This is a genomic window from Lentzea sp. JNUCC 0626 (assembly GCF_043632865.1).
Lineage (GTDB): Bacteria > Actinomycetota > Actinomycetes > Mycobacteriales > Pseudonocardiaceae > Lentzea.
Map to the genome: position 1 here is coordinate 2,865,181 of NZ_CP171635.1, position 24,445 is coordinate 2,889,625.

The window sequence follows — 24,445 nt, forward strand, 5'->3', positions numbered from 1 at the left end:
GACGAGATCGACTCGGTGGCACGGGGAGCGAATCGTGTGATCGGCCCGATCCCAGACACGGTGCCGGCGAGGAGTCGCTCGTCGTCAGGGCTCAGACGGCTTCCGTGCTGTTCCAAACCGCGGGTCTGCAGCGGCGGGAAGTCAACACCACTGACATTCGGGCGCGTTCCGAATACGCCGGTGTCAAATTCGCGTCAAAGCCGCACTGATGGACTGAGCGACCATGGCCATGGTGCCGCGGGCGCGGGCCGGGTTCTCGGTGAGGAAGTAGTGGTCGACACCGGGCGTCTCATCGTGGTGCACGGCCACTCCGGCCTCACGCAGGCGTGCGGCGTAGCGCCGGCCGTCGTGGCGAAGGACGTCGCGCTCGGCGGTCAGCACCACTGCGGGCGGCAAGCCGGACAGGTCCTGTGCCAGCAACGGAGAAGCCCACGGCTCCAGCCTGCTGGCGAGGTCGGGGAAGTAGACGCGGCGCACGAGTCGGCGCAGCTCCGGTGTGATCATGCCCGGTTCGTCGAGACCGTGGTCGTCGCGGAAGTCCAGTGCGGGGATGCCGAGCACCTGCAATGCGGGCAGCCAGCGCCCCTCGTCTCGCGCCTGCAGGCTGACCGACGCCGCGAGGTTGCCGCCGGAGGAGAACCCGCCCACCGAGATCCGATCGAGCCGCAGGTCACCACCACCCGATGCAGCCCACTCCGCAACGTCGTGGCACTGGTGGTGGGCTACCGGATACCTGACGTATGGACCTGCGCGGAAGTCGACGTTCAGCACAGGGACATTGGTCGTCGCGGCGAGGTAGCGGCACCACCAGTCGTCCATGAACGGGTAGCGCATCAGGAAGGCGCCGCCGTGGAAGTGGACGTGCGCGGCTCCGGCCACCGGCTCGGAGGCGGGCCGGTAGACGTGCACGCGGACGCGGCCGTGCCGGGTGGGCACCCTGATCAGCCGCGGGCGGGGCAGGTCGGAGCCCGCGAAGCGGAGCACCTCGCCGTAGCGCACGGTCCAGCGGGCCGTGGCGTGCATGGTCGCCGCGGCGATCCGGTCACTGAGCTTCACATCGATTCCTTCGTCGCCGCACGGCCCGTCGGATCGGTTTCAGCTGAGCAGCGTGGTGACGTTGGCGCGGTCGGCGCCCAGCGTCACGTACAGCTGGGCCCACTGCTTGTCGGTGTCGGTGGGTTTTTGGCTGTCGCAGAAGGGTTTGCGGCCGTGTGCGGTGTAGTAGCGCAGCAGTGACAGGGTTTCGCCGGTGCTGCGCATCGACTCGTCGGTGTAGCGCGGGCCGGGTGGCTGGGGCTGGTGGCGTAGGCAGGTCAGTTCGGTGCCGTTCTCGTTGTCGAAGACCGGGCCGGGATCGGGTGGTGACGAGCAGGCGGTCAAGGCGGTGGCGCAGCAGAGGATCAGGAGCGGAACGCGCATCGCGTCTCCTATTCGACCAGGGCTCGGACGGTCAGTCCGATGCCCACGACGAGGACGAGTCCGGCGGTGATGGCGGGCAGGGCGGTGAAGCGGTCCCGGAAGCGTTCGACGGCGGCCAGCCGATCGCGAAGGCGGACCAGGAGCAGGCCGACCGCGGTGAGGGTGGTGGCCATGCCGAGGCCGTAGGCCAGGACGAGCAGGACGCCGAACCAGGTGCGGCCCAGGGCGATCGCGCCGAGCAACACGACCAGCGCCGACGGACTGGGCACCAGACCGCCGGCCACGCCCATGCCGATCAGGCCGCCTCGCCCCACCCGGTGCCCGTGGCCATGCCCGTGCCCGTGCCCGTGCCCGTGCCCATGACCGACGGCGACTGGTTGCCGTTGGAGAGCGGTGCGCAGCAGGTAAGCGCCGATCGCGGTGACCAGGACGCCGCTGGCGACGCCGAGGATGCGCAGCAGCGACTCGCCGGCCAGTGCGCTGGAGGCGCTGATCACCAGGCCGATGACCAGTACTCCGAGGGTGTGGGTGAGGGTGACGGTGGCGCCGACGACGACCGCGTCGCGGGCGGTGCCGTCACGCCCGGCGAGGTAGGCGGCGATGACCGTCTTGCCGTGTCCGGGCAACGCGGCGTGTGAGGCCCCCAGCAGCAGCGACAGCAGCACGGCGAGCATGCCGACCAACGGGGTGAGGTCCTGCTTGCCGGCGAGGTCGGTGAAGGCGCGGGTGGCCGCGCCGAGCACCGTGCTGCCGCCCTGGGCCGCGGCCACGCCCGAGGACGAGGAGACGCCGGGTTCGACGCGCAGGCTCACCGCGCGGACGTCGAGGGGGTCGGCGAGCAGGTCGTCGGGGTAGGCGCGGAGCTCGTCGCTGGAACTGGTCGCCGGTACGGGCGGGTCGATCAGGGCGATGCCGTCGCCGGTGGCGGTCATCTCGTGCCAGCCGACGCGGCCCGGGCGATAAGTGTCGCGCACGTCGATGGTGGCAGCGGAACCGAGGTCCGCCGCGGTGGTGAGCCGGCAGGTCAGGCGCGTGGTGGCCAGTCCTGCCTCGCCGGGCGGGTACTCGACCGACGCCGAGCGCAGCGACAACGGGGTGCGGGTGCCGTTGACGGTCACCGCGAGGCCGCCGAGCACGGCGCCGCATTCACGGTCGGCGTAGTCGGTCTGGCGGGCGGGTTGTTCTTGCAGGGTGGGGATTTCGGCGAGGTCGACGACCGAGACGACGTCGATCCGGTCGGGGTGCGCGGTGATGGCGTGGTGGTGGTTGATCGTGAAATTGCCCAGCGGGTGCGCGCTGGCGTTGGTCGGAACGGCCAGCAGGGCGAGCCCGGCGAGCAGGAGAACCGCGAGCGCCTTCATCGCAGGCCGTCCAGGGCGGTGCGGGCGGCGGGGGCGTCGACCGGGGAGAAGTGCGGGTTGGTGCGCAACGCGGTGTCGAGCGCGTCGGCGGCCTCTGTGGTCCGGCCGAGGGCGCGCAGGATCATGCCGCGGTGGTAGGCGAACGTCGCGTTGCGCCAGCCGGTGGCGGCGGCGCGGTCGGCGTAGCCGAGGGCCTCGGCGTCGCGTCCGGCCAGGTGCAGCGTCCAGGAGAGCGCGTCCGCGACCAGGGGGTTCTGCCTGCGGTTCCACTCGCGTTCGGCGGCGGCCAGCGCGGCGGCGGTGTCACCCCGATCAGCGGCGACGATCGAGGCGGCGAGTTCGTCGGTGCTGCCGGCGGCGGCGAGCAGCCGTTCCTGCTGGGCGAGCAGGTCGAACTGGCGGGTGGCGTCGTCGGTGCGGCCCGCGGCGCGCAACAGGAGTGCGTACTCGTGCAGGTACTGCGGTGAGGGCACGCGGGTCACGAGGCCGGCGTAGCCGGTGAGGGCGTCGTCGAGGTTGCCGCGGGCGGCGGAGATCTTGGCTCGGCCTTGCAGCAGTGCAGGGTCGAGCGGGTCGACGAGCAGGCCCTGTTCGTACTGGGCGGAGGCTTCGTCGAGGTCGCCGTTGTCGAACGCGAGCTCGCCGAGGTGGTAGCGGCAGAACAGCGCGTCGGCCGGGGACGAGGAGGCGTCGAGGGCGCGGGTGAGGGCAAGGCGTGCGGAGTCGACGTCGCCGCGTTGCTCGAAGTCGTAGGCGGCGCGGGTGAACGCGGGCACGCCGGGTTCGAGGTCGAGCATCCGTTGCACGGCGGCGCGTGCGTCCTCGGTCTTGCCGAGCTGGGTGAGGGCGTCGGCGAGCACGCCGTAGACCTCGGCGGTGTCGGGCAGCGCGGCGCGGGCGAGCTCGGCCTGGTCCCGGGCGGTGGCGAAGTCGTGGCGCGCGTTGGCCAGCGCGCCGAGGCCCAGGTGGGCGGCGCCGTTGCCGTCCGCCTTGTGCCGCAAGGAAGTCTCCAGGGCGCCCTGGGCCTTGCCGTAGTAGGTGGGGTCGCCGGTGATGCGGGCCTGTTCGACGTAGGCCGAGCCGAGCGACGCCCACGTGGCGGCGTCCTCGGGGACGCGCCGCAGCCGTTCCTGCGCGGCGCTGATGGCGCGCTGCACGTCGCTGCGCGCGACCGCGGCACCGGAAGCCGGTGGCGCGGGGTCGTCGCTGCGGCTCAACGCGGTCGCGGTGGTGGCGAGCAGCGCCGCGCCGGCGGTGATGGCCAGCACAGCGATGATCTTGCGGCGGTTCATGGCGCACTCCGTGTGGTTGCTGCCGGGGACGTGCCGGGGAACGGGATCCCGTTCCCCGGCACGCTGTTACGCGACTGCGGGTACCGCTGTCCGAAGTGGACGGCGGCTCAGCAGCCACACGCCCGAACCGATCAGCAACGCCGCGAGGACGGCGTTGAGGATCAGCCCGTCCGGCAGACCTCCGCCGCCTCCACCACCGCCGACGGGCGGCACCGCGCCCGCCGCGCCGGAGTTGACCGCGGTGTTGTTCGGCAGCGCCACGTACGGGAACGAGGTGCCGAACGCCTTGTCGTTGGCGTTGACCTTGTCCCCGGTCGCGAGCGCGGGCACGATGCCGCTCACGGCGGCGCCTTCCAGTGCCTGCACGCCGATGTCGACCACGTCGTCGGTGAGCCTGCGGCCGTTGGGGAAGCCCTGCAGGTCACCGGCGAGCACACCCAGCCGGTTCGGCGAGGCCGCCGGCGGGATGGACACGTTGAGCCGCAACTGCTCCGACGGCGTGAACCTCTTCGGGTTCACGTCGGCGTTGTTGAGCTGCGAGTTCAGGTCCGCCTTGATCGGCCCGCCCGCCTTGGTGGTGATGCCCGTCAGGAAGATCTCCACCAGGTCGTTGCGCGGCGTCGCCGGTGCCGGAATGCCGTAGATCGCCTGGATCAACTTCGGCACCTCGGGGTCGGTGACCCGGTTGACCAGCTCCGGCGTCTTGCCGTCGCGGTCCGGCGTGAGCGCGTTGAACTTGTCCTTCAGGCCCGCCGGCACGACGACCTCGTTGACCAGCGGGTTGCCCAGGCGCGAGACCTGCACGAACGGGCCGACCCCGTGGGACTCGCCGGGGCTGAGGATCATCGACTGGCGCTCGGTGTCGCTCCAGATCCCGATGACCGGGTTGCGGGTGGCGTCGCCCTTGAGCGCAAGCTGCGACTTCGGCACCTGCAACGCGATGGTGTTGACGTTGTAGCCGCGCAGCGTGTCCTGGCCGACCTCGGACAGGTTGCCGCCGTAGAGCAGGTCGAACACCCGCAGGTCGAGGAAGAACGCGTCATCGGACTGACCGACGTAGCTCTTGCCACCACCGGGCACGTCGGAGATCGCCTGGGCACGCAACGCGCCGTAGTCCGGCATCGACGCCGGGCCGGTGTTGGACGGCGTGACCTTGCCCGAGCGGATCAGCTTGCGATCCTTGCCGTCGCGGTCGATCAGCTCCAGCGTGTAGGTCTGCCGGAACAGCAGGTTCTCGTCGTCCAGCGACGTGACCGGCCCGTTGTTGTACAGGAACGTCGACTTGCCCCGACGGTCCTCGGTGCGGAACGTCCACCGGTACGTCAGGTCCGCCTTCGCGTCCCCGTCGTTGTCGATGTTGATGTCGTAGCGGGCATCGGTCGCCCACGGGTAGAAGTTCGGACCACCGTTGGGCTCCTGGAACGGCGACCAGTTCGCCACCAGCGTCACCGTGTCCGGCTTGTCCGGGCTGACGAACGCGTACACGTCCGTGTTGTCCACCGCCGGATCACCCGCGATCAACGGCGCTTCCCGGTGACTCGACGCCCCGGCCGGACCGGAACCACCGATCAGACCTGCCGCGAGCAACGTGCTCCCGACCGCGATCAGACTTACCGCCACACGTCGTCGTCGACGCGTGGGAGGGGGTGCTGACATGCTCCATCCCTTCGGATCGAAGCCCGTCCGCAGTGACGACCGCCACACGGACAGGACTCGACTCATTCGCCACCGATGAATCAGAGGCTTGCTGGGTTCACTCGAATGCCCTCTTGCACACTGCTGGCATCAAGCTCGCGGTAGACGAACCTGCGGCACTCAACGAAAGTCCACTTAGGACTCCATACCCAGGGCAATCCGTTCACCGGGCGGTTTCGAGGCATTGCCGTGAAACCGGGAACGCCGCGTGCGATCACTCCGCACCTGCCGACCGGTGCCCACGCGCTCGGCGCGTTGCCGGACGCGACCGCGGCTCGCCTCGGTCGCGCCGTCGACCTCATCGCCCCGGCAGACCTCCGGCCACCCGTGTTGCAGGCGGTCCGCCAGGTACGACAGGCGCCACCGACGTCTCACTTCGAGAAAGTCCATTCCCAGCGCCAAGGCCTCGGACGCGCCGCGACACTGGTCGCCGCGGGATCATCGCAGGGCGCCGTGGCGACTCCCGCCGCAAGGACGAGATGCTGTTCTGCGCGAACGAGCTGCGCCCGCTACCGCGAGACCAGGTCTACCAGTTGTCATTCACTGAACCGGACGCAATCCGACTCGGCCGGCGCACCGAACCCCTGACGTGACCGATCACGTTCTCGCCATCGGATACGGCGACGCCGGCCGTGCCGCCGTGAACGCCGTCCTGGCCTCGCAGCCGGACGCGCGGCTGACCGTGCTCGACACCGACTACCTCGCCGTCGCGGAGGCAACCGCCAACGGCGCCGCTGCCGTGGTCGGCGATGGGCGGCACAGATGCGCGCTCGACGAAGCCGCCGCCGACCTGGCCGATCGGGTCATCATCGCGGTCCCCGACGACCTCAACGCGTTCATGATCACCAGGGCGGTGCGGCGGCTCAATCCCGACACGGTGATCGTCGTCGTGATCCGCGAGCCGGAGAACCACGTTGTCTTCGAGTCCGACGGCACCGTGACCATCCACAACAGACCGTCTGGCCGACAAACGTGAAAACTCCGGGAACCGCAACGCAGTGCGGTTCCCGGAGTCGCGATGACTGCTACCCCTGGAGATGTCAGGCGGGGAGCAGCACCGAGTCGATGAGGTAGACGGTGGCGTTCGCGGTGTGCACGCCGCCGCAGATCACGTTGGCGTCGTTGACCTTCAGCGCGTCCTTGGTGCCGGTGACCTTGACGGTGCCGGTCTCGACGGTCTTCTGGTCGCCCACGATCTTGTCCGGGGAGATCTGGCCCGGGACGACGTGGTAGGTCAGGATCTTGGTCAGCAGCGCGTCGTCGGTCTTGAGCTTCTCGATCGTCGCGGCGTCGATCTTGGCGAACGCCGAGTCGACCGGGGCGAAGACGGTGAACTCGGCGCCGTTGAGGGTCGAGACGAGGTTGACCTTCGGGTTCAGCTGAGCAGATGCAGGGGTCTCCGACCACGCGGCAGCCCAGTTCTCGGACAGGGCGACACCGTTCTCGGCGGCTCGGCACTGGGCTGCCTTCGTCCACGTCGGGGCGTGACGAGCGTCAGTCGGGGCGCGCCGACCGTTCGATGATCGCGGGCAGGGCGCGGCCGAACGAAGCCAGGCTCTTGTACGGCTCGCCTGACAGGACCCGCTCCGCGATGCCGAACGGGAACGCCGTGTTCCCCTGCACCACGACGACGAACGCGCCGGGCGTCTGCTCGTGCGTGGTCCCCTGTCCGTTGTAGACGCGGACGAGCACCTCGCCGGTGTAGGCCCCGATCAGCTTCCACCACAGGTCCAGGCGTTGCCCGTCCAACGGTCCGTCGGACAGCAATTCGGCGCACACCGCGTCGAGCTCGTCGAGGCTGGCCAAACTCCAGTCCAGGTCACGGCCGAACTGAGCCGCCACCAGACCGACGCACTGCGAGGCGACCTCGCGCAAGCTGTCTGCGGGATCCATGATCAAGAGGCTAGGGCAGCCGACTGAGCTCCGCACTCGATTAGTGGTGCGCGGCGGCCTCGTCGACCGCGAGGTGGGCGACGCGGTGTTCATCACCGCCAAGACGGTGGAGCACCACGTCACCCGATCCGACCGAGCGACGACGGGAGCGGCGCCCGGTCTCGCTCAGCCGATGGTGATCCTGGAAACGAATCCGTAGTGATCGCTGATCCAGTTCGGGTCGGACCAGCTGCCGATCATCGCACTGGAGTCGGTCCGCACGGCCGCGCTCGCCGCGCTGCCGCTCTTGGTGAGGATGTAGTCGATCCGGTCCTGCGGGTCGCCGCTGTTCGACGGCTTCGCCGACCAGCTGTCGCCGGGCGTGGTCGCCGGGTTCGGGTTGGCGACGCGGTACGTGTCCTGCCAGCCCGCGGCGTAGAACGTCCGCATGGTCTGCCAGTCGTAGACGGTGTCGCAGTTCCGCGACCTGGCCGAGGCGACCCAGTCCAGCCCCGACGGGCTGTTGAAGTCGCCCATCAGCACCTGCGCCTTCGGCGTCTGCGCCCAGTTCCTGATCGCGACCGCCTGGTCCACCTGCGACTTCATCTGCGCCGTCACGGTGGCGGCGGAGGCGCCGTCGTTGCAGAACAGGTACGGCCCGTACGGGTCGTAGTCGAGGTGCGTGGAGTAGTACCAGACACCGCCGATCTGGGCTCCGGCCACGGGGGCGCCGGCGGCGGTCAGCCGGTCGGTCGAGGTGTGCGCGGCGGCGGAGATCACCGAGACGTCGCCGTGGGTGACGTGGCTCCAGCCGAGCTTCGCGGCGACGGCGGCGGTGAACGCCGAGGACGTCTCCTGCAGTGCCACGATCGTCGAGTTGTGCGCGCGGATGGTCGCCGCGACCGCAGCCGCCGAGTCAGGAGCCGGGTCGCCCGTGCCGCGCAGGTACACGTTGAGCGTCATCAGGTTGACCGTGGTCGCTGCGGTGGCCGGAGGTGCCATCGCCATCGAGCTGAATGCGGTCACGGCGAAAACGGCCGCAATTGATTTGCGCAGGGTGCTGCGGCGATTCGAAGTCATGAAATCGTCTCACTCGTCCTTCGTGGGGACTCGGGGTTCCGGGCAGGGTTTGCTCCGCTGGGCACCATAGATGGTCTTGATCGTCACGATGGAGAACGGGAAATCAGCACTCCCAGAATTCAGGCCGCGTGCAGGAGTTGTTCAACAGCTCACCCCGCCAAGGTCACCCGATCAGCGCACGCGGGTCACAGACGGCGTGTCACCGCACTGATGCCGGCACCCTGCTTCCGGTGAGCCAATTCCCTGCCTCACCGAGCGGCGATGAATCAGGAGTGCGTCGCAAAAATCAAAGAATGGGGGCGACCAAGACCACGACGCTCACGACGACGCTCTGGCGAATCGAGTTCTCCCACCCCGTCGCGATCACGTCTCCGCTCTGCTGAAACGAGTTCAACGACTATTCACCGTGGGTCCGGTGCGGCAACCTGATGCCGGGCAAGACCCAGATCGGGTGCGTCACCCCGCGATTCGGTCCACGGTGGCGGCCCCACGACGTCCGACCGGCATGATCACCTCATGGGCACCGGGAAGAGTTGGGCGATCGCGCTCGTCGGCGGTCCGTCCGGGGTGGGCAAGAGCAGGCTGAGCTACCCGTTGGCGCAGCGGCACGGCGCCGCACTGGTCGAGGTGGACGACCTCGTCGTCGCGGTGCAGAGCATGACCACGCCGGAGCAGCACCCCGACCTGCACCACTGGCTGACCCACCCGTACCACGACGGGCTCTCGGCCGAACACGTCGTCGAACGGCAGATCGCGCTCGCGGAGGCGTTGGTACCCGCGCTCGACGCCGTTGTCCGGAACCACCTCGATGCCGGCGACCGGGTGGTCATCGAGGGCGACTACGTGCTGCCGTCGTTCTGCGCGCGCTGGGCCGCCACAGCTCAGGTCGCCGGTGTGATCGTGCACGAACCGGACGAGGAGCAGGTGCTCGCCAACTACCTGGCGCGGGAACCGGAGTCCGGCCCGCAGACTCATCGGGCAGCGGTGAGCGTCCACCACGGACGGTGGCTCGTCGACCAGGCCGAGCGGCACGGCGTTCCCGTGCACACCCCGCGACCGTGGAGGTCCGGTCTCGACCGCCTAAACGAGCTGCTCGGTTCTTGAACGGCGAACAGCCCCGGACCTGGCACGGTCCGGGGCTGCGGTGGCGCTGCTGGGATCAGAGGCCCAGGCCGAGGCCCTCGGTGAGGCCGCCGACGCCGTCGAGCACGTCGAGGTCGGTGACGTTGCCGAGCAGGTCGCCGCCGAGGGCGTTGCCGCCCAGCGCGTTGCCGACGGTGCCGTCGACGACGCTGTGGACGGTCTCGTGCACGCCGTTGACCGGGGCGACGTCCGGGACGACGTCGTGGACGATCTCGGTGACGTGCGAGACGTCGGTGGTGGCCGCGCCGAGCACGCCGGGCACGCCGTCGACGGAGACGATCTCGGTCGCGCCGGTGACGGTGCCGAGGACGCCGTTGACGTCCGCGACGCCGGTCAGGCCGGTCGCGGTGCCGAGCAGGTCGCCGGAGCCGACGAGGCCGGTGACGTCGCCCAGGTCCGCGACGTTGCCGAGGTCGGTGATGTTGCCGAGGTCCGTCACGTTGCCCAGGTCGGTGACGTTGCCCAGGTTGGCCACGTTCGCCACGTTGCCGAGGCCGGTGACGCCGTCGAGGGTGTCCGACAGGTCGCAGTGGCCGGACAGGTCGCCGACCAGGCCGGTGGCCGCGCCCACGTTCGCGAGGCCCGTGACGGCGCCGAACGACGAGAGGCCGTTGACGTCCGCGATCGAGACGGCGTCGAGGACCAGCGGGAGGATCTCCTGGACGTCACCGGGGGTGATGTCGCTCAGGCCGCAGGCGCTGAGGACGCCCTCGGGGTCGAGGTCGAACGCCGACAGGGCGCTCGGGTCGTTCAGGAGGTTCAGGGCGAACTCCTGCAGCGTGGCCGGCTGAGCCTCCGTCGGCACGGCCGCGGGGGTGGCCGGGGCGACGACCTCAGGCGCGACCGGCTGCGCGGGCTGCTGCGGGGTGGCCGGCTGGATGTCCTGCTGCATCATGGAACTGGAGCTCCCTTGAGGGCGGTGCGGGGGATGTTGGCAGGAACCGTATTGAGATCAACACGCCCCCGGCATCGGGTGTGATCCCTAGATTTCGAGCGGCCGAACTCCTTAGGGGCCGAAGGTCACCCGTTAGGGGGATGCTGCCACTCGTTAGGGGCGCGCCGGTCGCGCCGTGTCGAGACGGCGGCGTCCGCTTCGACATGGTTTGTGCAAGCAAGTCCGCACACCCTTGGAGGACCGATCATGACCGGACTACCGCCCGTCACCGACCTCGCCACCTGGCAGAAGGCTCGCGACGAGCTCCTGGTCCGCGAGAAGGCCCACACGCGCGAGGGCGACGCCATCGCCGCCGAACGCCGCCGCCTGCCGATGGTGGAGTTCGACGCCAACGTCACCGTCGTGGGCGCCGATGGCCCCGTCCCGTTCCACACGCTCTTCGACGGCCGCGACGAGCTGCTGATCTACAAGCACATGTGGTGGGACGGCGCCCCGCACCAGGGCCAGTGCGAGGGCTGCACGCTCATGGCGTACCACCTCAACAGCGCCCCGTACCTGAACGCGCGCGGCGTCTCGTTCGCGATCGTCACCGTCGGCGCGTGGGAGGAGGTGGCGCCGTTCGTGGAGTTCATGGGCTACACGCAGCCTTGGTACTCGGTGCGCGGCGTGGAGGAACCCGTCGGCGGCGAGATGGGGTTCCTGACGAGTTTCGTGCGGGAGGGCGACCGCACGTACCTCACGTACTCGACGACCGCACGCGGCAGCGAGCAACTGATGGGCGCGCTTCCTCTGCTGGACATGACCGTGCGGGGGCGCGGCGAGGAGTGGGAGGACCACCCGGAGGGCTGGCCCGCCGCACGGCCCGCGGGGTGGTTCTGGCGGACCGACGCGGACGGCGAGCCGACCTGGGGCGAGACGGGCAGGCCGGTCGCGCAGTGGACGCGGCCGGGCGCGGGACCGGCGACGACGCTGGGACGTAACGGCCACTGCCACTAGCGGCCCGGATCGATACAGACTCGCACGCCCCCTGGGGGGATCGGGTCCCCATCCCAATCATCTCAAGCAGGTCTGACAGTTTCGGGCACGGAGGCGGTGGCCAGCACCCGCCGCCTCCGCTCGAACACGGCCAGCACCCGCCGCGCCTCCTCCTGCATCGACACCATCGCGGGGTCCCCGGCCGCGTCGGTGGCGAGCGCCTCCTCCCACATCCGGCGCTCGCTCACCCTCCACTCGGGCCGGTCGGCCACCGACACGTCCACGAACCCCGCCTCCGGCAGCCGCCGGGCCAGATCCAGGTCGCGGAACTGCCGCGGCACCGTCTCGTCGGCGGGGTCGACCGCCTCCCAACAGGTCACGGCAAGGCGCCCGCCGGGCCGCAGCACCCGTCGGCACTCCCCCACCACGGCCGGCTTCGAGTCGGCGAACTGCAGCGCGTCCACCACCATCACCGCGTCCACCGACGCATCCGGCAGACCACACGCCTCCAAGGTCCCCACGCGGAAATCGCCACCACGTGACAACGCCTGTGACACCGCGACGGCCGAGAAGTCCACTCCGATCACCGAACACGAAGCCCGCCGCGCGACCTCCCTGCCGTACCCACCACGCCCGCACGCCAGATCCAGCAGCACCTCACCAGGCCGCAGCGCCAGAAACGCCGCCACCTCGTCCAGGCCTGGACCGCTCAGCAGGCTGGTGGACTCCAGGTCCGGCGGGAGCTCCAGCGTGCGGCGGACCAGGTCGTCAGCGGCAGGAGAGCTGGTCATCTCGGCGTACCAGCGGTCGAAGTGCTCGGCGGACGTCATCGGGCGGCCGGAGCGGTGGCGGTGGCGAGCACGCGGCGTTTCGTGTCGAAGGTGGCCAGGACGTGCCGGGCCTCGGTCTGCATCGACACCATCGCCGGGTCGTCGACCGCGTCGGTGGTGAGCGCCTCGTCCCACATCCGCCGCTCCACCACCCTCCACTCAGGCCGATCGACCACCGACACGTCCACGAACCCGGCCAACGGCAGCTGAACCGCCATGTCCAGGTCGCGGAACTTGCGCCACACCGACGTGTCGGCGGGGTCGACGGGCTGCCAGCACGTCACCACGAGCCGCCCACCCGGCCGCAACACCCGCAGACACTCGCGCATCGCACCGACCTTCGACTCGGCGAACTGCAACGCGTCCACCACCATCACGGCGTCCACCGACGCGGAAGGCAGACCAGTGGCTTCCAAAGTCCCCACCCGGAAGTCACCCGGACCACCAGAAGCCTGTTCAACTGCGACCGAAGAGAAGTCCACCCCGATCAACGAGCACGACGACCGTCGCGCGATCTCCCGGCCGTACCCGCCCCGCCCGCATCCCAGGTCGAGCAGCACCTGCCCAGGCCCCAACGACAACGCGGCGGCCACTTCGTCCAGCCCCACCCCGCACAGCAGGCTCGTGGACTCCAGGTCCGGCGGGAGGCCCAGGGTGCGGCGGACCAGGTCGTCGGCCACGGTGGAGCTGCTCCGGTCGGCGTACCAGCGGTCGAAATCAGCGGCGGAAGTCACCCGTAAGATCCTGCCAACTGAGAGTCTTTGAACGGCCAACCAGGCGCCTGTCCCGGTTTTGATCTACATCTGGACCAAAGTATGACGGCGCGTTAGGCCCAGGTATGACGACGTGCGAGCGGCAGCGTCGTTATTGTCCGTTCCGATGGACATCATCAGCTCGTAACCCCCTTTCCGCCGAAGGGACAGCCGCGTCATGTGGGAAGTGCTTCAGTCAGCGACCGACGTCCGGTCGCGCGTGACCGAGTGGATGGGGAAGCGGTTCCTCGCGCACCTCAGCAAAACCGGGTTCGACCTCGAGTCGTCCTGGTTCGTCCCCTCGCGCGTGCTCGCCCCGCTGCGGCGCAACGGGGTCGACCCCGTGCCGGAGATGGCGCGGATGCAGGCGCACGGGCCGGTGACGCGGTTGCCGCTGCCGGTCACGGTGTGGCTGGTCACGGGCTACGAGGCGTCCAAGCAGGTGCTGGTGGACTCGGTCGCGTTCAGCAACGACTTCGGTCATCTGCGTGAGCTCGGGTTGTTCTCCGACGAGGCGCCGGGCGGGCTGGGCTTCAGCGACCCGCCGGAGCACACGCGGTTGCGCAAGGTGCTGACGCCGGAGTTCACGATGCGGCGGCTGTCGCGGCTGGTGCCGCGGATCGAGGAGATCGTCAAGGACCAGCTCGACCTGATGTCCATGCAGGACGGTCCCGTCGACCTCGTCGAGCACTTCGCGATGACGGTGCCCGCGCTCACGATCTGCGAGCTGCTGGGCGTGCCCGCGAGCGAGCGCGAGGAGTTCCAGCGGCGCAGCGTCTCGCGGTTCGACCTCGGTGGCGCGGCGACCACGTCGTTGTCGGCGGTGTCCGAGTCGATCGTGTACTTCCGCGAACTGGTGCGGTCGCAGCGCCTCAACCCCACCGACGGGCTGCTCGGCGAACTGGTGCGCAAGCACGGTGACGAGCTGGACGACGACGAGTTGGCCGGTCTCGCGGACGGGCTGCTCACCGGCGGGTTCGAGACGACGGCCAGCATGATCTCGCTCGGCACGCTCGCGATGCTGCGCGATCCCGGTCTGCGGGAGAAGGCCCTCGGCGACGACAAGACCGTCAACGGGCTGGTCGACGAACTGCTGCGGCACCTCAGCGTCGTGTCGGTGGCGTTCCTGCGGGTCGCCCGGCACGACATCGAGGTCGCCGGCACGAAGATCAAGGCGGGCGACATCGTGGCCTGCTCGCTGTCGCAGGCGAACCGCGACCCGAGCGTCTACCCCACCCCGGACGTCCTGCTCGCCGACCGCCCGGCGAGCCAGCACCTGGCGTTCGGTTACGGCGCGCACCGCTGCATCGGCGCCGAACTGGCCAAGATGGAGCTGCGGATCGCCTACCCGGCGCTGGTGAAGCGGTTCCCGGAGATGCAGCTCGCGGCCGACCCGGCAGCGCTTCAGTTCCGCAAGCTCTCGATCGTGTACGGACTGCACTCGCTGCCGGTCCGCCTCGGCGCCCAGCCCAGCCCGATCCAGCAGGTCCTCTGACTGAAACGGGGGAGGCCGAAAAGGCCTCCCCCGCACCGTCACTCCCGCGTGCCGATGGTGTCGATCGGCTTGCCGCGCAACGACAACCGCGTCGACACGGCCACCGACACGACGCCGAGCAGCACCGCTCCGCAGAGCGCGCCCAGCCACACGCGGGCCGGACCGGACGGCACCGGACTCCCGGTGAGCCCCAGCGACAGCAGCACCAACGGCACCGCCGCCACCACCGACCCGAGCACCAGCGCGAGCCCGGCCGTGAGCAACGCCTCGGTCCGCATCATCCGCACGATCTGCCGCCGCCCGGTGCCGACGAGCCTCAGCAGGGCGAACTCCCGCCGCCGCGCCGCCGTCGACATCACCAGCGTGTTCGACACCGAGATCACCACGTACCCGAGGATCACGCCGACCGCGACCAGGTTCAGCAGGAACTGGGTCCGCTCCTCACCGCGTTCCCGCGCCGCGACCCGTTCCGTCACCTGCAGGCCCGGATAACGGCTCACGACCTCGTTCACGTCCGCGGAACCGACGAGCACCGCGCTGTCCAAACCGGACGTGGTGTGCGCACGGGCGTCATCGGCAGACAGCACGTAGTCACCGAACGCCAGGTCGTGGTCGTACGTCGCGACGACCTTCAACCGAGCCTGCTGCCCGTCCGCGAACCAGAACTCGACGTCGTCCCCGATCGCCTTGTCCTCCCACGACGCGTGCCCGGCGCTCAGCGCCACCGTCCCCGCCCTCAGGTCGTCGAGGCTGCCGGACACGACCCCGAGGTCCACTCCGTTCACCGCGCCGAGCCCGGTGGCGGCACGGCTCTGCACCTCGACGCTGTCCCCGGTCCGCGACGAGGTGATCACCTGCGTCCGCACCAGCGACGTGCCGCCGACCTCCCGGGCGACCTCGGCCGGTACCCCCGCCACACCGGTGATCACGCGCTCGGCCGTGATCGACCGCTCGGTCTGCTGCCCGACGGCGGCCGTCAGCGTCGTCTGGCTGTAGAAGTTCACCACCAGGAACCCGACCGCGAGCATCAGCGGCGTCACCGCGGCCGCGAGCCGGCGCGAGTTGCGCGCGACGTTCGCCGAGGCCAGGAATCCGCTCACGCCGAACCGGGCGAGCACCGGCACGATCCACCGCACCGCCACCCCGATCACCCGAGGCCCGGTCAGGGTCAGCCCGATGATCAGCACCAACGCCGCCATCACGGACATCGCCGCGCCGATCTGCCCGCCGATGAACAACGGCACGACGGACGCCCCGAGTCCCAACGCGACCAGCACCCACCCGATCGCGAGCCGTACCCGCCCGACGTCCTTGCGCTGCACGGCGGCCTCCCCCAGCGCCTCGACCGGGTTGATCGACGACGGCCGCCGGGACGCGCTCCACGCCGCGAGCCGGGCCGCACCCACCCCGATCAGCAACGCCGCCACCAGCGGAATCGGGCTGATCGACAGCTCGAAGTCCGCGGGCACCACGCCGATCCGCGCGAACGCGTCGCGCAGCCCGTGCCCGACCCCGATCCCCAGCAGGCTGCCGAGCACCCCGGCCACCACGGACACGACGGTCGTCTCGACGCCGATCAGCCTGCGCACCTGCCGTGGCGTCGCGCCCACGGCCCGCAGCAGCGCGAACTCGCGGCGGCGTTGCTCGACGGTCAACGCCAGCGTGCTCGCCACGACGAAGATCGCCACCAGGATCGCGTACCCGCCGAACGACCCGGCCAGGATCGCGAGGATCGCCTTCGTGCGGCTGACGTCGTCGAACTCGGCCGCGCTGCGGTCCGCCCCGGCCGACACCGTGACGTGCTCCCCGGCCAGCGCGGCCTCGACGCGCTTCGCGTCGGCCCCGAGCACGCCGATCGCGCTCACCCGCTCGGCTCCCCCGGCGAGTTCGACGGCCTTCTCGTCGTGGAAGAACACCGACGCCTGCCGCGCCACCCCGGCGGACTCGGCGACACCGGCCACCCGATAGGCGACGGGCTGCGAGCGGGTCATCACCCGCACCTCGTCCCCGACGCGCACCCCGGCCTCGGCCGCGAGCGCCGCGTCGAGCACGACCTCGTCCCGCCCCGGCGCTTTCCCCTCCTTGACCGCGAACGGCGCCAGCACCGCGGAACCCCAGTTGTGCCCGAACACCGGCTTGGACGCGGCCGGTTGCCCCGACGGCCCGACGACCACGGCGGGGAACGTCCGCTCCGCCACCGCCTTCGCGCCGGGCACGGCCGCGATCTTGGCAACGAGCGCGGCAGCGATGGTCGGCTGCTCGGCCGCGTGCTCGAACGAGAGCGCGTCCGCACCGGGCGGCCGCACGGTCCGATCACCGGTGACGACCACGTCGGCGGCCGCGTAGCGCTGGGTCGGCACTCCCCCGCGCAGCCCCGATTCGAGGAGGATCCCGCAGGCCGCGACCAGCGCGGTCCCGCACAGCACGGCGACGAAGGCACCGATGAACCCGCTGGTCCGGGCTTTGACGGTCTGCCAGGCGAAGGTCAGCACGGCTCACCACTCCCCGAGGTGCGTCATGCGCTCGGCGACCTTCTCCGGCGTCGGCGCCACGAGTTCGCCGGCCAGCCGTCCGTCCGCCAGGAACAACACGCTGTGCGCGGCCGAGGCGGCCACCGGGTCGTGCGTCACCATCAGCACGGTCTGTCCCATCTCGTCCACAACGGACCGCAGCAGCCCCAGCACCTGTTGCGCGGTCCGGGAGTCCAACGCACCGGTCGGTTCGTCGGCCAGCACCACCTCGGGCCGGGCGATCAACGCGCGGGCGATCGCGACGCGTTGCTGCTGCCCGCCGGACAACTCGGCAGGCAGCCGGTCGAGCCGTCCGTCGAGGCCGACCCTGCCGACGATCTCGCGCAGCCAGCCGCGGTCCGCCGACCGTCCCGCGAGGCGTAGCGGCAGCGTGATGTTCTGCTCGACGGTCAGCGACGGCAGCAGGTTGTAGGCCTGGAACACGAACCCGATCCGGTCGCGGCGCACCTGGGTCAGCGCCGCCTCCTTCAGGCCGCCGAGGTCGGTGTCGCCGAGCAGCACGCGCCCGGACGTCGGCCGGTCCATGCCCGACGCGCAGTGCAGGAAGGTGCTCTTGCCCGAACCGGACGGTCCCATCACGGCGGTGAACGTGCCCCGCCGGACGCTCACGGTGACCTCGTCCAGCGCGGTGACGGCTCCGCCGCCCGAGCCGTACACCTTCCGCACCGCCTGCAACGACAGCGCGTCTGCCCTCATCACGTTCTCCTTGGCTCGCAACGACTTCTGGCCAAGAACGTAATTTCGCGGGCACTGCGGGCACGATCACGCAGGCTGCCCGGACCGAGGTAGAGCCTGCTCCACCTCGTCGGCGCGGACAGATCCGAGCCGCTCGATTCGTCGGCCACGACGAACCAAGAGCCCGGCCCCGGACCCAGAATTCCTGGCAGGGTGAGAAGGACCGGACTGGTGGATTAGGGGGATCGCGAACACCATGACGAAGATCGAGGACCTGTACGGCCACGCGCTGCCGGAACAGCCCGCCATCTCACCCGACGGCTCCGACATCGTCTACGTCCTGCGCACCACGAACCGCGAGGAGGACCGCGACGAACGCGCGCTCTGGCGGATCAGGGACGGCAAGCCGAAGCAGTTGACCAGGGGCAAGGCCGACACCGCACCCGCGTGGTCCGCCGACGGCAGGCTCGCGTTCCTGCGCGCCCAGGACGGCCCGGCCCAGGTGTGGCTGCTCGACGGCGAACCCGAACGGCTCACCGACCTGCCGCTCGGCGCGGGCGCTCCGGTGTGGAGCCCGGACGGCACGAAGATCGCGTTCGCGGCACCGGTCGACCTCGCGGACGCCACCGCGCCGATCGTCACGACCCGGCTGAGCCACAAGGCGGACGGGGCGGGCTACCTGCGCAGCGTGCGCGTTCACCTGCACGTCCTCGACGTCGAGTCCCGCGAGGTCCGTCAGCTGACCACCGGCGACTGGAGCGCCGGCGGCCCCAGCTGGTCCCCGGACGGCACGCGGCTCGCGTTCACGGCGGCGACGGACGACGACGCCGACCTAACCTACCGCTGGCCGGTCCACGTGGTCGACGTCGACGGCAAGACGGAACCGAAGCTCGTCGGGCTCGCCGAGGGGTACGCCGAGTCCGTCACGTGGACCGCGGACGGCCTGCTCGTCGTCGGCCGCGCGAACGTCGAGGCCGGGCACCTCCACCTGCTGCGCCTGACGCTCGACGGTGAGGTCGCGAACCTGTCCGCGCCGCTCGACCGCAACATCCTGCCCGGTGCCCCCGCCTACCCCGGCGGGCAGCCCGCGCAGGTCGGCGGCACCGTCTACTTCTGCGCCCGTGACCGCGGCTGCTCCCAGCTGTATGCCGTGGACGAGGACGACCCGCGCCTGGTCCTCGGCGGCGGCGATCGGGTCGTGTCGGGGTTGTCGGTCGCCGGGTCCACGGCCGCGACCGTGCTGAGCACGCCCACCTCGTACGGCGAGGTCGCCACGATCGACCTGACCACCGCCGAGGTCACCGTCCACACCGGACACAACAACCCGGACCTGTTCGTCCGCGAGGAACGCGAGTTCACGATCTCGGACGGCACGGTCGTGCACGGTTGGCTCGTCCGCGACCCCGAACGCACCGGCCCGTTGCCGCTGCTGCTGGACATCCACGGCGGCCCGCACAACGCGTGGAACGGCGCCGCCGACTCGATCCGCCACTACCAGCAGGCGCTCGTGCGTGAGGGCTGGGCGGTGCTGATGGTCAACCCGCGCGCCAGCGACGGCTACGGCGAGGCGTTCTACCGGGCCACCGTCGGCTCATGGGGCTCGTCCGACGCGAAGGACTTCCTCGAACCGCTCGACCAGCTCGTCGCCGAGGGCCTCGCCGATCCGGCGAAGCTCGCCGTCACCGGCTACAGCTACGGCGGCTACATGACGTGCTATCTGACCAGCCGGGACAGCAGGTTCGCGGCGGCCGTCGTGGGTGGTGGGGTCAGCGACCTGACCAGCATGGCCGGCACGTCCGACGGTGGCCACTACCTGACCGAGTTCGAGTTCGGAGGCCCGGCGCGGTTCGCGGACCAGTCGCCGCTCACGCGCGTTGCCGATGTCCGCGCGCCGACGTTGCTCTACCACGGCGTCGACGACGACCGTTGCCCCGTCGGCCAGGCCGAGCAGTGGTTCACCGCGTTGCGCCGGGCCGGTGTTCCCGCGAAGCTCGTGCTCTACCCCGGCGAGTCGCACCTGTTCGTGTTGAGCGGCAAGCCGTCGCACCGCGAGGACTTCAACCGCCAGGTGGTCGGCTGGCTGCGCGAACACGTCGAAAAGCGCAAGCCGCTCGACGCGAAGCATTGGCAGCGCAGGCTTTCCGCGCTCGCGCAGAAGCACGACGTGCCCGGGGCGGTGCTCGGCATCGACCACGGCGGCGAGATCGCCCAGGCGCACCACGGCGTGCTGAGCAGGACGACCGGCGTCGAGGTCACGAACGACGCGGTGTTCCAGATCGGGTCGATGTCCAAGGTGTACACGGCGACGGTCGTGCTGCAGCTCGTGGACGAGGGGCTGCTCGACCTCGACGCGCCGGTCAAGGACGTGCTGCCGGAACTGCGGCTCGCGGAACCCGTGACCGTGCGGCACCTGCTCACGCACACCAGCGGCATCGACGGCGACAACTTCACCGACACCGGGCGCGGCGACGACTGCCTGGAGCGCTACTCCGACGTGCTCGGCGACGCGGCCCGGAACCACCCGCTGGGCGCGACGTTCTCCTACTGCAACGCCGGTTTCGCGCTCGCGGGCCGAGTGATCGAGAAGGTCACCGGCAGGACGTGGGACGAGGCCGTCCGCGAACGCCTCTTCGCCCCGCTCGGCCTGACGCACACCGGCACGTTGCCCGAGGAGGCGTTGCTGCACCGCGCCGCCAACAGCCACGTGACCCACGACGGCGAGCAGGAGACGGCGAAGCTCTGGATGCCGTTGCCCAGGGCGATGGGACCGGCCGGAACGATCTTCGCGTCCACCGGCGACGTGCTGAAGTTCGCGCGGATGCACCTGAACGGCGGCCTGTCCGCCGACAACACGCGCGTGCTGTCGGAGGAGTCCGCGGCCGCGATGACCGAGGAGCAGGTGACGTTGCCCGACACCGGCGGCCTGCCCGACTCGTGGGGACTCGGCTGGATCCGGTTCGGCTGGGACGGCGAACGGCTGATCGGCCACGACGGCAACACCGTGGGCCAGTCCGCGTACCTGCTCGTCGCCCCGGACCACGACCTGGCGGTGACTCTCCTGACCAATGTGGACACTTCGCGCGAGCTGTACGTGGAGCTGTTCCGGGAGATCTTCGCCGAGCTGGCCGGAATCGCACTCCCCCAGGCGCGCACGCCCGCCGCCGAACCGCCCACCGTCGAACTGGAGAAGCACGTCGGCCGGTACGAACGCGCGTCGCTGCGCTTCGACGTCACGCTGGGAGAACACGGGCTGCGGCTGGACACGACGCCGACCGGCACGTTCGCCGACGTCGTCCCGAAGCCCGAGATCGTCGACCTCGTCCCGTTCGCCGACAACGTGTTCCTCTACCGCTGGCCGCAGGACAAGGCCTGGACCTCCCTGGTCTTCTACTCGCTGCCCGGCGGCGAGCCGTACCTCTACTCCGGTTTCCGCTCCACGCCGAAGGTGTCCTGACATGGACCTGCTGAACGACATCGAGCGCCTCGTGTCCTGCGAGTCGCCGTCCGACGACCTGGCCGCGGTCGCCCGCAGCGCCGAGGTCACCGCCGAGGTGGGTGCCGCCCTGCTCGGCGCCGAGCCCGAACGGATCGTGGTCGACGGCCGCACGCACCTGCGGTGGCGCCTGGGTTCGGGACCGCGCAAGGTGTTGCTGCTCGGCCACCACGACACGGTGTGGCCGATCGGCACGCTGGCGCGCATCCCGTTCGGCGTCACCGGCGGCGTGCTGCGCGGCCCCGGCTGCTTCGACATGAAGACGGGCCTCGCGATGATCTTCCACGCCGTGGCGGCGGCCGGATGTCCCGACGGCACGACGATCCTCGTCACGGGCGACGAGGAGATCGGCTCACCGTCGTCACGCGACCTGATCGAGACCGAAGCTCAGGCGCACCAGGCCGTCCTGGTCACCGAGGGTTCGGCGGACGGCGGCGCGCTGAAGACCGAGCGCAAGGGCACGTCGATGTACGAGGTGACGCTGCACGGCCGCGCCGCGCACGCCGGTCTCGAACCCGAACGCGGCGTCAACGCCACCATCGAGGCCGCGCACCAGATCCTGGCAGTGGCCGGGCTGGCCGATCCCGTGCTGGGCACCACCGTCGTGCCCACCGTGTTGTCGTCCGGCACGACCACCAACACCGTTCCGGCGCAGGGCAGCTTCAAGATCGACGTGCGCGTGCGGACGCTCGCCGAACAGCAGCGGGTCGACGCCGACATGAGGGCGTTGCGGCCGGTGCTGGACGGCTCGGAGGTCGAGGTGTCCGGCGGCCCGAACCGCCCGCCGATGGAACCGACGATGACCACCGCCTTGTTCGAACGGGCGGAACGACTCCTGCCCGGCGTCACCCAGGCGGCCGTCGGGGGCGCGTCGGACGGCAACTTCACCGCAGGGCTGGGAATTCCGACGCTCGACGGACTCGGCGCCGTCGGCGGCGGCGCCCACGCCGAGAACGAACACGTGCTGGTGTCCGAGATCGGCCCGCGCACCGACCTGCTGGCCGCGCTGGTGAAGGAGCTGACATGACGCTGGTGGCCCAGGACGTGACAGTCCGGCAGCTCACCTCGCACGCCGATCTCCTGGCCGCGCAACGGCTGTTCGAGTCGATCTGGCAAGGCGACGTGCCCCCGGTCACCGCCGAACTGCTGCGCGCGATGGCCAAGGCGGGCAACTACGTCGCGGGCGCGTTCGACGGCGACCTGCTGGTAGGCGCGTGCGCGGGTTTCTGCTCACCACCCGCCGCGCGCTCGTTGCACAGCCACATCGCCGGCGTCGCGGCAGGCACGCGCGGCCGCGCCGTCGGCCTGGCGTTGAAACTCGACCAGCGCCAGTGGGCTCTGGACCGGGACATCACCGAGATCTCGTGGACGTTCGACCCACTGGTGCGCCGCAACGCCCACTTCAACCTGACCAAACTCGCCGCCGAGGCGACCGAGTACCTGCCGGACTTCTACGGCGACATGCACGACGGCATCAACGCGGGCGCCGAGTCCGATCGCCTGCTGGTCACCTGGCGCATCACAGACCCCGTCGTCCCGCGCACTGTCGTCGTTGAGGGTTCGGTGGCACTGGGCATCAGCGATGGTCTTCCGGTACTCGGAAATCCTTCTGGTGCAACTGTTCTGGTAGCCGTGCCGCCCGACGTCGAGACGCTGCGGACCACGAACCCGGCCGCGGCGCGCGAGTGGCGACACGCCGTGCGGGAGGTGCTCGGCAGCCTGCTGGCCGAGGGCGCCCGCGTCACCGGTTTCGACAGGTCCGGCTGGTACGCAGTGGAGAGGAACACGCAGTGAAGCTGTCCGGGGTGGAGATCCGCTGGATCGAAATGCCTTTGAGGTCACCGTTCCGCACCTCGTTCGGCACGCAGACCGTGCGCCAGCTGTTGCTGCTGCGCGCTGTCACGGACGAGGCCGAGGGCTGGGGCGAGTGCGTGACGATGGCCGACCCGGTGTACTCGTCGGAGTACATGGAGGGCAGCGCCGACGTCCTGCGCCGCTTCCTGATCCCTTCTCTGACCGGCCAGATCGACGCCGTCGCGGTAGCCCCTCGCCTGCGCAGGTTCCGCGGCCACCGCATGGCCAAGGCAGCACTGGAAACGGCCGTCCTGGACGCCGAACTGCGCACGCGCGGCGTGTCCTTCGGCCGCGAACTGGGCGCCGTCCGCGACCGAGTGCCTTGCGGCGTGTCCGTCGGCATCATGAACTCGATCCCCGAACTCCTCGACGCCGTGGACGGCTACCTGGCCGAGGGCTACCAGCGAATCAAGCTGAAGATCGAACCCGGCTGGGACGTGGAGCCCGTCCGCGCGGTACGCGAACGCTTCGGCGACATCCAACTCCAGGTGGACGCCAACACCGCCTACACCCTCGGCGACGCCCGCCACCTTGCCCGCCTGGACCCGTTCGACCTGCTCCTCATCGAACAACCGCTGGACGAGGAAGAAATCCTCGCCCACGCCGAACTCGCCAAGGTGGTACGCACCCCGATCTGCCTGGACGAGTCGATCACCTCAGCGTCCTCGGCGGCCGACGCGATCAAGCTCGGCGCGTGCCAGATCGTCAACATCAAGCCCGGCCGAGTAGGCGGCTACCTCGAAGCCCGCCGCATCCACGACGTCTGCGTGGCGCACAACATCCCGGTGTGGTGCGGCGGAATGCTCGAGACGGGCATCGGCCGCGCGGCGAACGTAGCTCTGGCCGCCTTGCCCGGCTGCACGCTGCCCGGCGACACCTCGGCGTCCGACCGCTACTACCAGCTGGACGTCACCGAGCCGTTCGTGCTGGCGGACGGCCACCTGACCGTGCCGACCGGACCGGGCCTGGGCGTAACGCCGCTGCCGGACGTGCTCGACTCGCTCACGGTGAAGACGGGGTGGATTCCGCTGCCATCGGAGTCACGCTGATCAGCGGAAACGCAAGTCCGTTGCACCCTTCAGC

At 70.3% G+C, this 24,445-nt stretch carries 22 protein-coding genes; 9 read left to right on the forward strand and 13 right to left on the reverse strand.

What is annotated here, in order from left to right:
* Nucleotides 1-183: 183 nt before the first annotated feature.
* From JNUCC0626_RS12805 to JNUCC0626_RS12825, 5 genes are all read right to left on the reverse strand, one after another.
* On the reverse strand, nucleotides 184-1,056 hold the full coding sequence (locus tag JNUCC0626_RS12805; RefSeq protein WP_394619941.1) for an alpha/beta hydrolase: 873 nt from the start codon (nucleotides 1,054-1,056) through the stop codon (nucleotides 184-186).
* Between the two features lie 39 nt (nucleotides 1,057-1,095).
* Nucleotides 1,096-1,419 (reverse strand): hypothetical protein, encoded by a 324-nt coding sequence (locus tag JNUCC0626_RS12810; RefSeq protein ID WP_394619942.1) that lies wholly within the window; start codon nucleotides 1,417-1,419, stop codon nucleotides 1,096-1,098.
* Between the two features lie 8 nt (nucleotides 1,420-1,427).
* The gene (locus JNUCC0626_RS12815) at nucleotides 1,428-2,780 is read right to left on the reverse strand and encodes a nickel/cobalt transporter (RefSeq protein ID WP_394619943.1); all 1,353 of its coding nucleotides are present in this window, start codon (nucleotides 2,778-2,780) and stop codon (nucleotides 1,428-1,430) included.
* Entirely contained in the window at nucleotides 2,777-4,072 is a 1,296-nt protein-coding gene (locus JNUCC0626_RS12820) for a tetratricopeptide repeat protein (RefSeq protein WP_394619944.1), read from the reverse strand. Before JNUCC0626_RS12820 ends, JNUCC0626_RS12815 begins: the two co-directional genes overlap by 4 nt.
* Nucleotides 4,073-4,138: 66 nt before the next feature.
* The gene (locus JNUCC0626_RS12825; protein WP_394619945.1) at nucleotides 4,139-5,692 is read right to left on the reverse strand and encodes a DUF4331 domain-containing protein; all 1,554 of its coding nucleotides are present in this window, start codon (nucleotides 5,690-5,692) and stop codon (nucleotides 4,139-4,141) included.
* Nucleotides 5,693-6,356: 664 nt separating this feature from the next.
* On the opposite strand from JNUCC0626_RS12825, the gene JNUCC0626_RS12830 reads away from it, so the two are divergent.
* On the forward strand, nucleotides 6,357-6,743 hold the full coding sequence (locus JNUCC0626_RS12830) for an NAD-binding protein (protein ID WP_394619946.1): 387 nt from the start codon (nucleotides 6,357-6,359) through the stop codon (nucleotides 6,741-6,743).
* A gap of 64 nt (nucleotides 6,744-6,807) precedes the next feature.
* Here the strand turns inward: JNUCC0626_RS12830 and JNUCC0626_RS12835 are convergent, their stop codons facing one another.
* Nucleotides 6,808-7,197 carry a fasciclin domain-containing protein gene (locus tag JNUCC0626_RS12835; protein ID WP_394622026.1) on the reverse strand — a complete coding sequence of 130 codons (390 nt, stop codon included), beginning with the start codon at nucleotides 7,195-7,197 and terminating at the stop codon, nucleotides 6,808-6,810.
* Nucleotides 7,198-7,261: 64 nt separating this feature from the next.
* Entirely contained in the window at nucleotides 7,262-7,660 is a 399-nt protein-coding gene (locus JNUCC0626_RS12840) for a hypothetical protein (protein WP_394619947.1), read from the reverse strand.
* Here JNUCC0626_RS12840 and JNUCC0626_RS12845 point away from each other — a divergent pair.
* Nucleotides 7,659-7,859, forward strand: a complete 201-nt coding sequence (locus tag JNUCC0626_RS12845; RefSeq protein ID WP_394619948.1) for a hypothetical protein — start codon at nucleotides 7,659-7,661, stop codon at nucleotides 7,857-7,859. The two genes, JNUCC0626_RS12840 and JNUCC0626_RS12845, sit on opposite strands and share 2 nt — an antisense overlap.
* Here the strand turns inward: JNUCC0626_RS12845 and JNUCC0626_RS12850 are convergent.
* Nucleotides 7,826-8,665, reverse strand: a complete 840-nt coding sequence (locus tag JNUCC0626_RS12850; RefSeq protein ID WP_394619949.1) for an endonuclease/exonuclease/phosphatase family protein — start codon at nucleotides 8,663-8,665, stop codon at nucleotides 7,826-7,828. The two genes, JNUCC0626_RS12845 and JNUCC0626_RS12850, sit on opposite strands and share 34 nt — an antisense overlap.
* Nucleotides 8,666-9,235: 570 nt before the next feature.
* Between JNUCC0626_RS12850 and JNUCC0626_RS12855 the strand changes: the two genes are divergently transcribed.
* A complete protein-coding gene (locus JNUCC0626_RS12855) occupies nucleotides 9,236-9,823 on the forward strand; it encodes an AAA family ATPase (protein WP_394619950.1) in 588 nt (195 codons plus the stop codon).
* 55 nt (nucleotides 9,824-9,878) lie between these two features.
* Here the strand turns inward: JNUCC0626_RS12855 and JNUCC0626_RS12860 are convergent, their stop codons facing one another.
* Nucleotides 9,879-10,757 (reverse strand): IniB N-terminal domain-containing protein, encoded by an 879-nt coding sequence (locus JNUCC0626_RS12860; RefSeq protein ID WP_394619951.1) that lies wholly within the window; start codon nucleotides 10,755-10,757, stop codon nucleotides 9,879-9,881.
* A 246-nt stretch (nucleotides 10,758-11,003) separates the two neighbouring features.
* On the opposite strand from JNUCC0626_RS12860, the gene JNUCC0626_RS12865 reads away from it, so the two are divergent.
* Complete coding sequence (locus JNUCC0626_RS12865; protein ID WP_394619952.1) at nucleotides 11,004-11,753, forward strand: DUF899 family protein; 750 nt, start codon at nucleotides 11,004-11,006, stop codon at nucleotides 11,751-11,753.
* 62 nt (nucleotides 11,754-11,815) lie between these two features.
* On the opposite strand, the gene JNUCC0626_RS12870 is transcribed toward JNUCC0626_RS12865, so the two are convergent.
* Nucleotides 11,816-12,562 carry a class I SAM-dependent methyltransferase gene (locus JNUCC0626_RS12870; protein WP_394619953.1) on the reverse strand — a complete coding sequence of 249 codons (747 nt, stop codon included), beginning with the start codon at nucleotides 12,560-12,562 and terminating at the stop codon, nucleotides 11,816-11,818.
* Nucleotides 12,559-13,296 carry a class I SAM-dependent methyltransferase gene (locus JNUCC0626_RS12875; protein WP_394619954.1) on the reverse strand — a complete coding sequence of 246 codons (738 nt, stop codon included), beginning with the start codon at nucleotides 13,294-13,296 and terminating at the stop codon, nucleotides 12,559-12,561. Before JNUCC0626_RS12875 ends, JNUCC0626_RS12870 begins: the two co-directional genes overlap by 4 nt.
* A 196-nt stretch (nucleotides 13,297-13,492) precedes the next feature.
* Between JNUCC0626_RS12875 and JNUCC0626_RS12880 the strand changes: the two genes are divergently transcribed.
* A complete protein-coding gene (locus tag JNUCC0626_RS12880; protein WP_394619955.1) occupies nucleotides 13,493-14,809 on the forward strand; it encodes a cytochrome P450 in 1,317 nt (438 codons plus the stop codon).
* Nucleotides 14,810-14,847: 38 nt separating this feature from the next.
* Here JNUCC0626_RS12880 and JNUCC0626_RS12885 read toward each other — a convergent pair whose 3' ends face one another.
* Both JNUCC0626_RS12885 and JNUCC0626_RS12890 read right to left on the reverse strand, forming a co-directional pair.
* Nucleotides 14,848-17,301 carry an FtsX-like permease family protein gene (locus tag JNUCC0626_RS12885; RefSeq protein ID WP_394619956.1) on the reverse strand — a complete coding sequence of 818 codons (2,454 nt, stop codon included), beginning with the start codon at nucleotides 17,299-17,301 and terminating at the stop codon, nucleotides 14,848-14,850.
* A 3-nt stretch (nucleotides 17,302-17,304) separates the two neighbouring features.
* Complete coding sequence (locus tag JNUCC0626_RS12890; protein ID WP_394619957.1) at nucleotides 17,305-18,036, reverse strand: ABC transporter ATP-binding protein; 732 nt, start codon at nucleotides 18,034-18,036, stop codon at nucleotides 17,305-17,307.
* A 235-nt stretch (nucleotides 18,037-18,271) separates the two neighbouring features.
* Here JNUCC0626_RS12890 and JNUCC0626_RS12895 point away from each other — a divergent pair, with 235 nt between their 5' ends.
* Genes JNUCC0626_RS12895 through menC form a run of 4 tightly spaced genes read left to right on the forward strand, consistent with a single transcriptional unit; the run spans nucleotide 18,272 to nucleotide 24,411 of the window.
* Nucleotides 18,272-21,469, forward strand: coding sequence for an LpqB family beta-propeller domain-containing protein (locus tag JNUCC0626_RS12895; protein ID WP_394619958.1), 3,198 nt, complete (start codon nucleotides 18,272-18,274; stop codon nucleotides 21,467-21,469).
* A gap of 1 nt (nucleotide 21,470) precedes the next feature.
* On the forward strand, nucleotides 21,471-22,535 hold the full coding sequence (locus tag JNUCC0626_RS12900; RefSeq protein WP_394619959.1) for a M20 family metallopeptidase: 1,065 nt from the start codon (nucleotides 21,471-21,473) through the stop codon (nucleotides 22,533-22,535).
* On the forward strand, nucleotides 22,532-23,302 hold the full coding sequence (locus JNUCC0626_RS12905; protein ID WP_394619960.1) for a GNAT family N-acetyltransferase: 771 nt from the start codon (nucleotides 22,532-22,534) through the stop codon (nucleotides 23,300-23,302). The genes JNUCC0626_RS12900 and JNUCC0626_RS12905 overlap by 4 nt, the downstream gene beginning before the upstream one ends.
* Nucleotides 23,299-24,411 carry an o-succinylbenzoate synthase gene (gene menC / locus JNUCC0626_RS12910; RefSeq protein WP_394619961.1) on the forward strand — a complete coding sequence of 371 codons (1,113 nt, stop codon included), beginning with the start codon at nucleotides 23,299-23,301 and terminating at the stop codon, nucleotides 24,409-24,411. The genes JNUCC0626_RS12905 and menC overlap by 4 nt, the downstream gene beginning before the upstream one ends.
* Nucleotides 24,412-24,445: the final 34 nt, after the last annotated feature.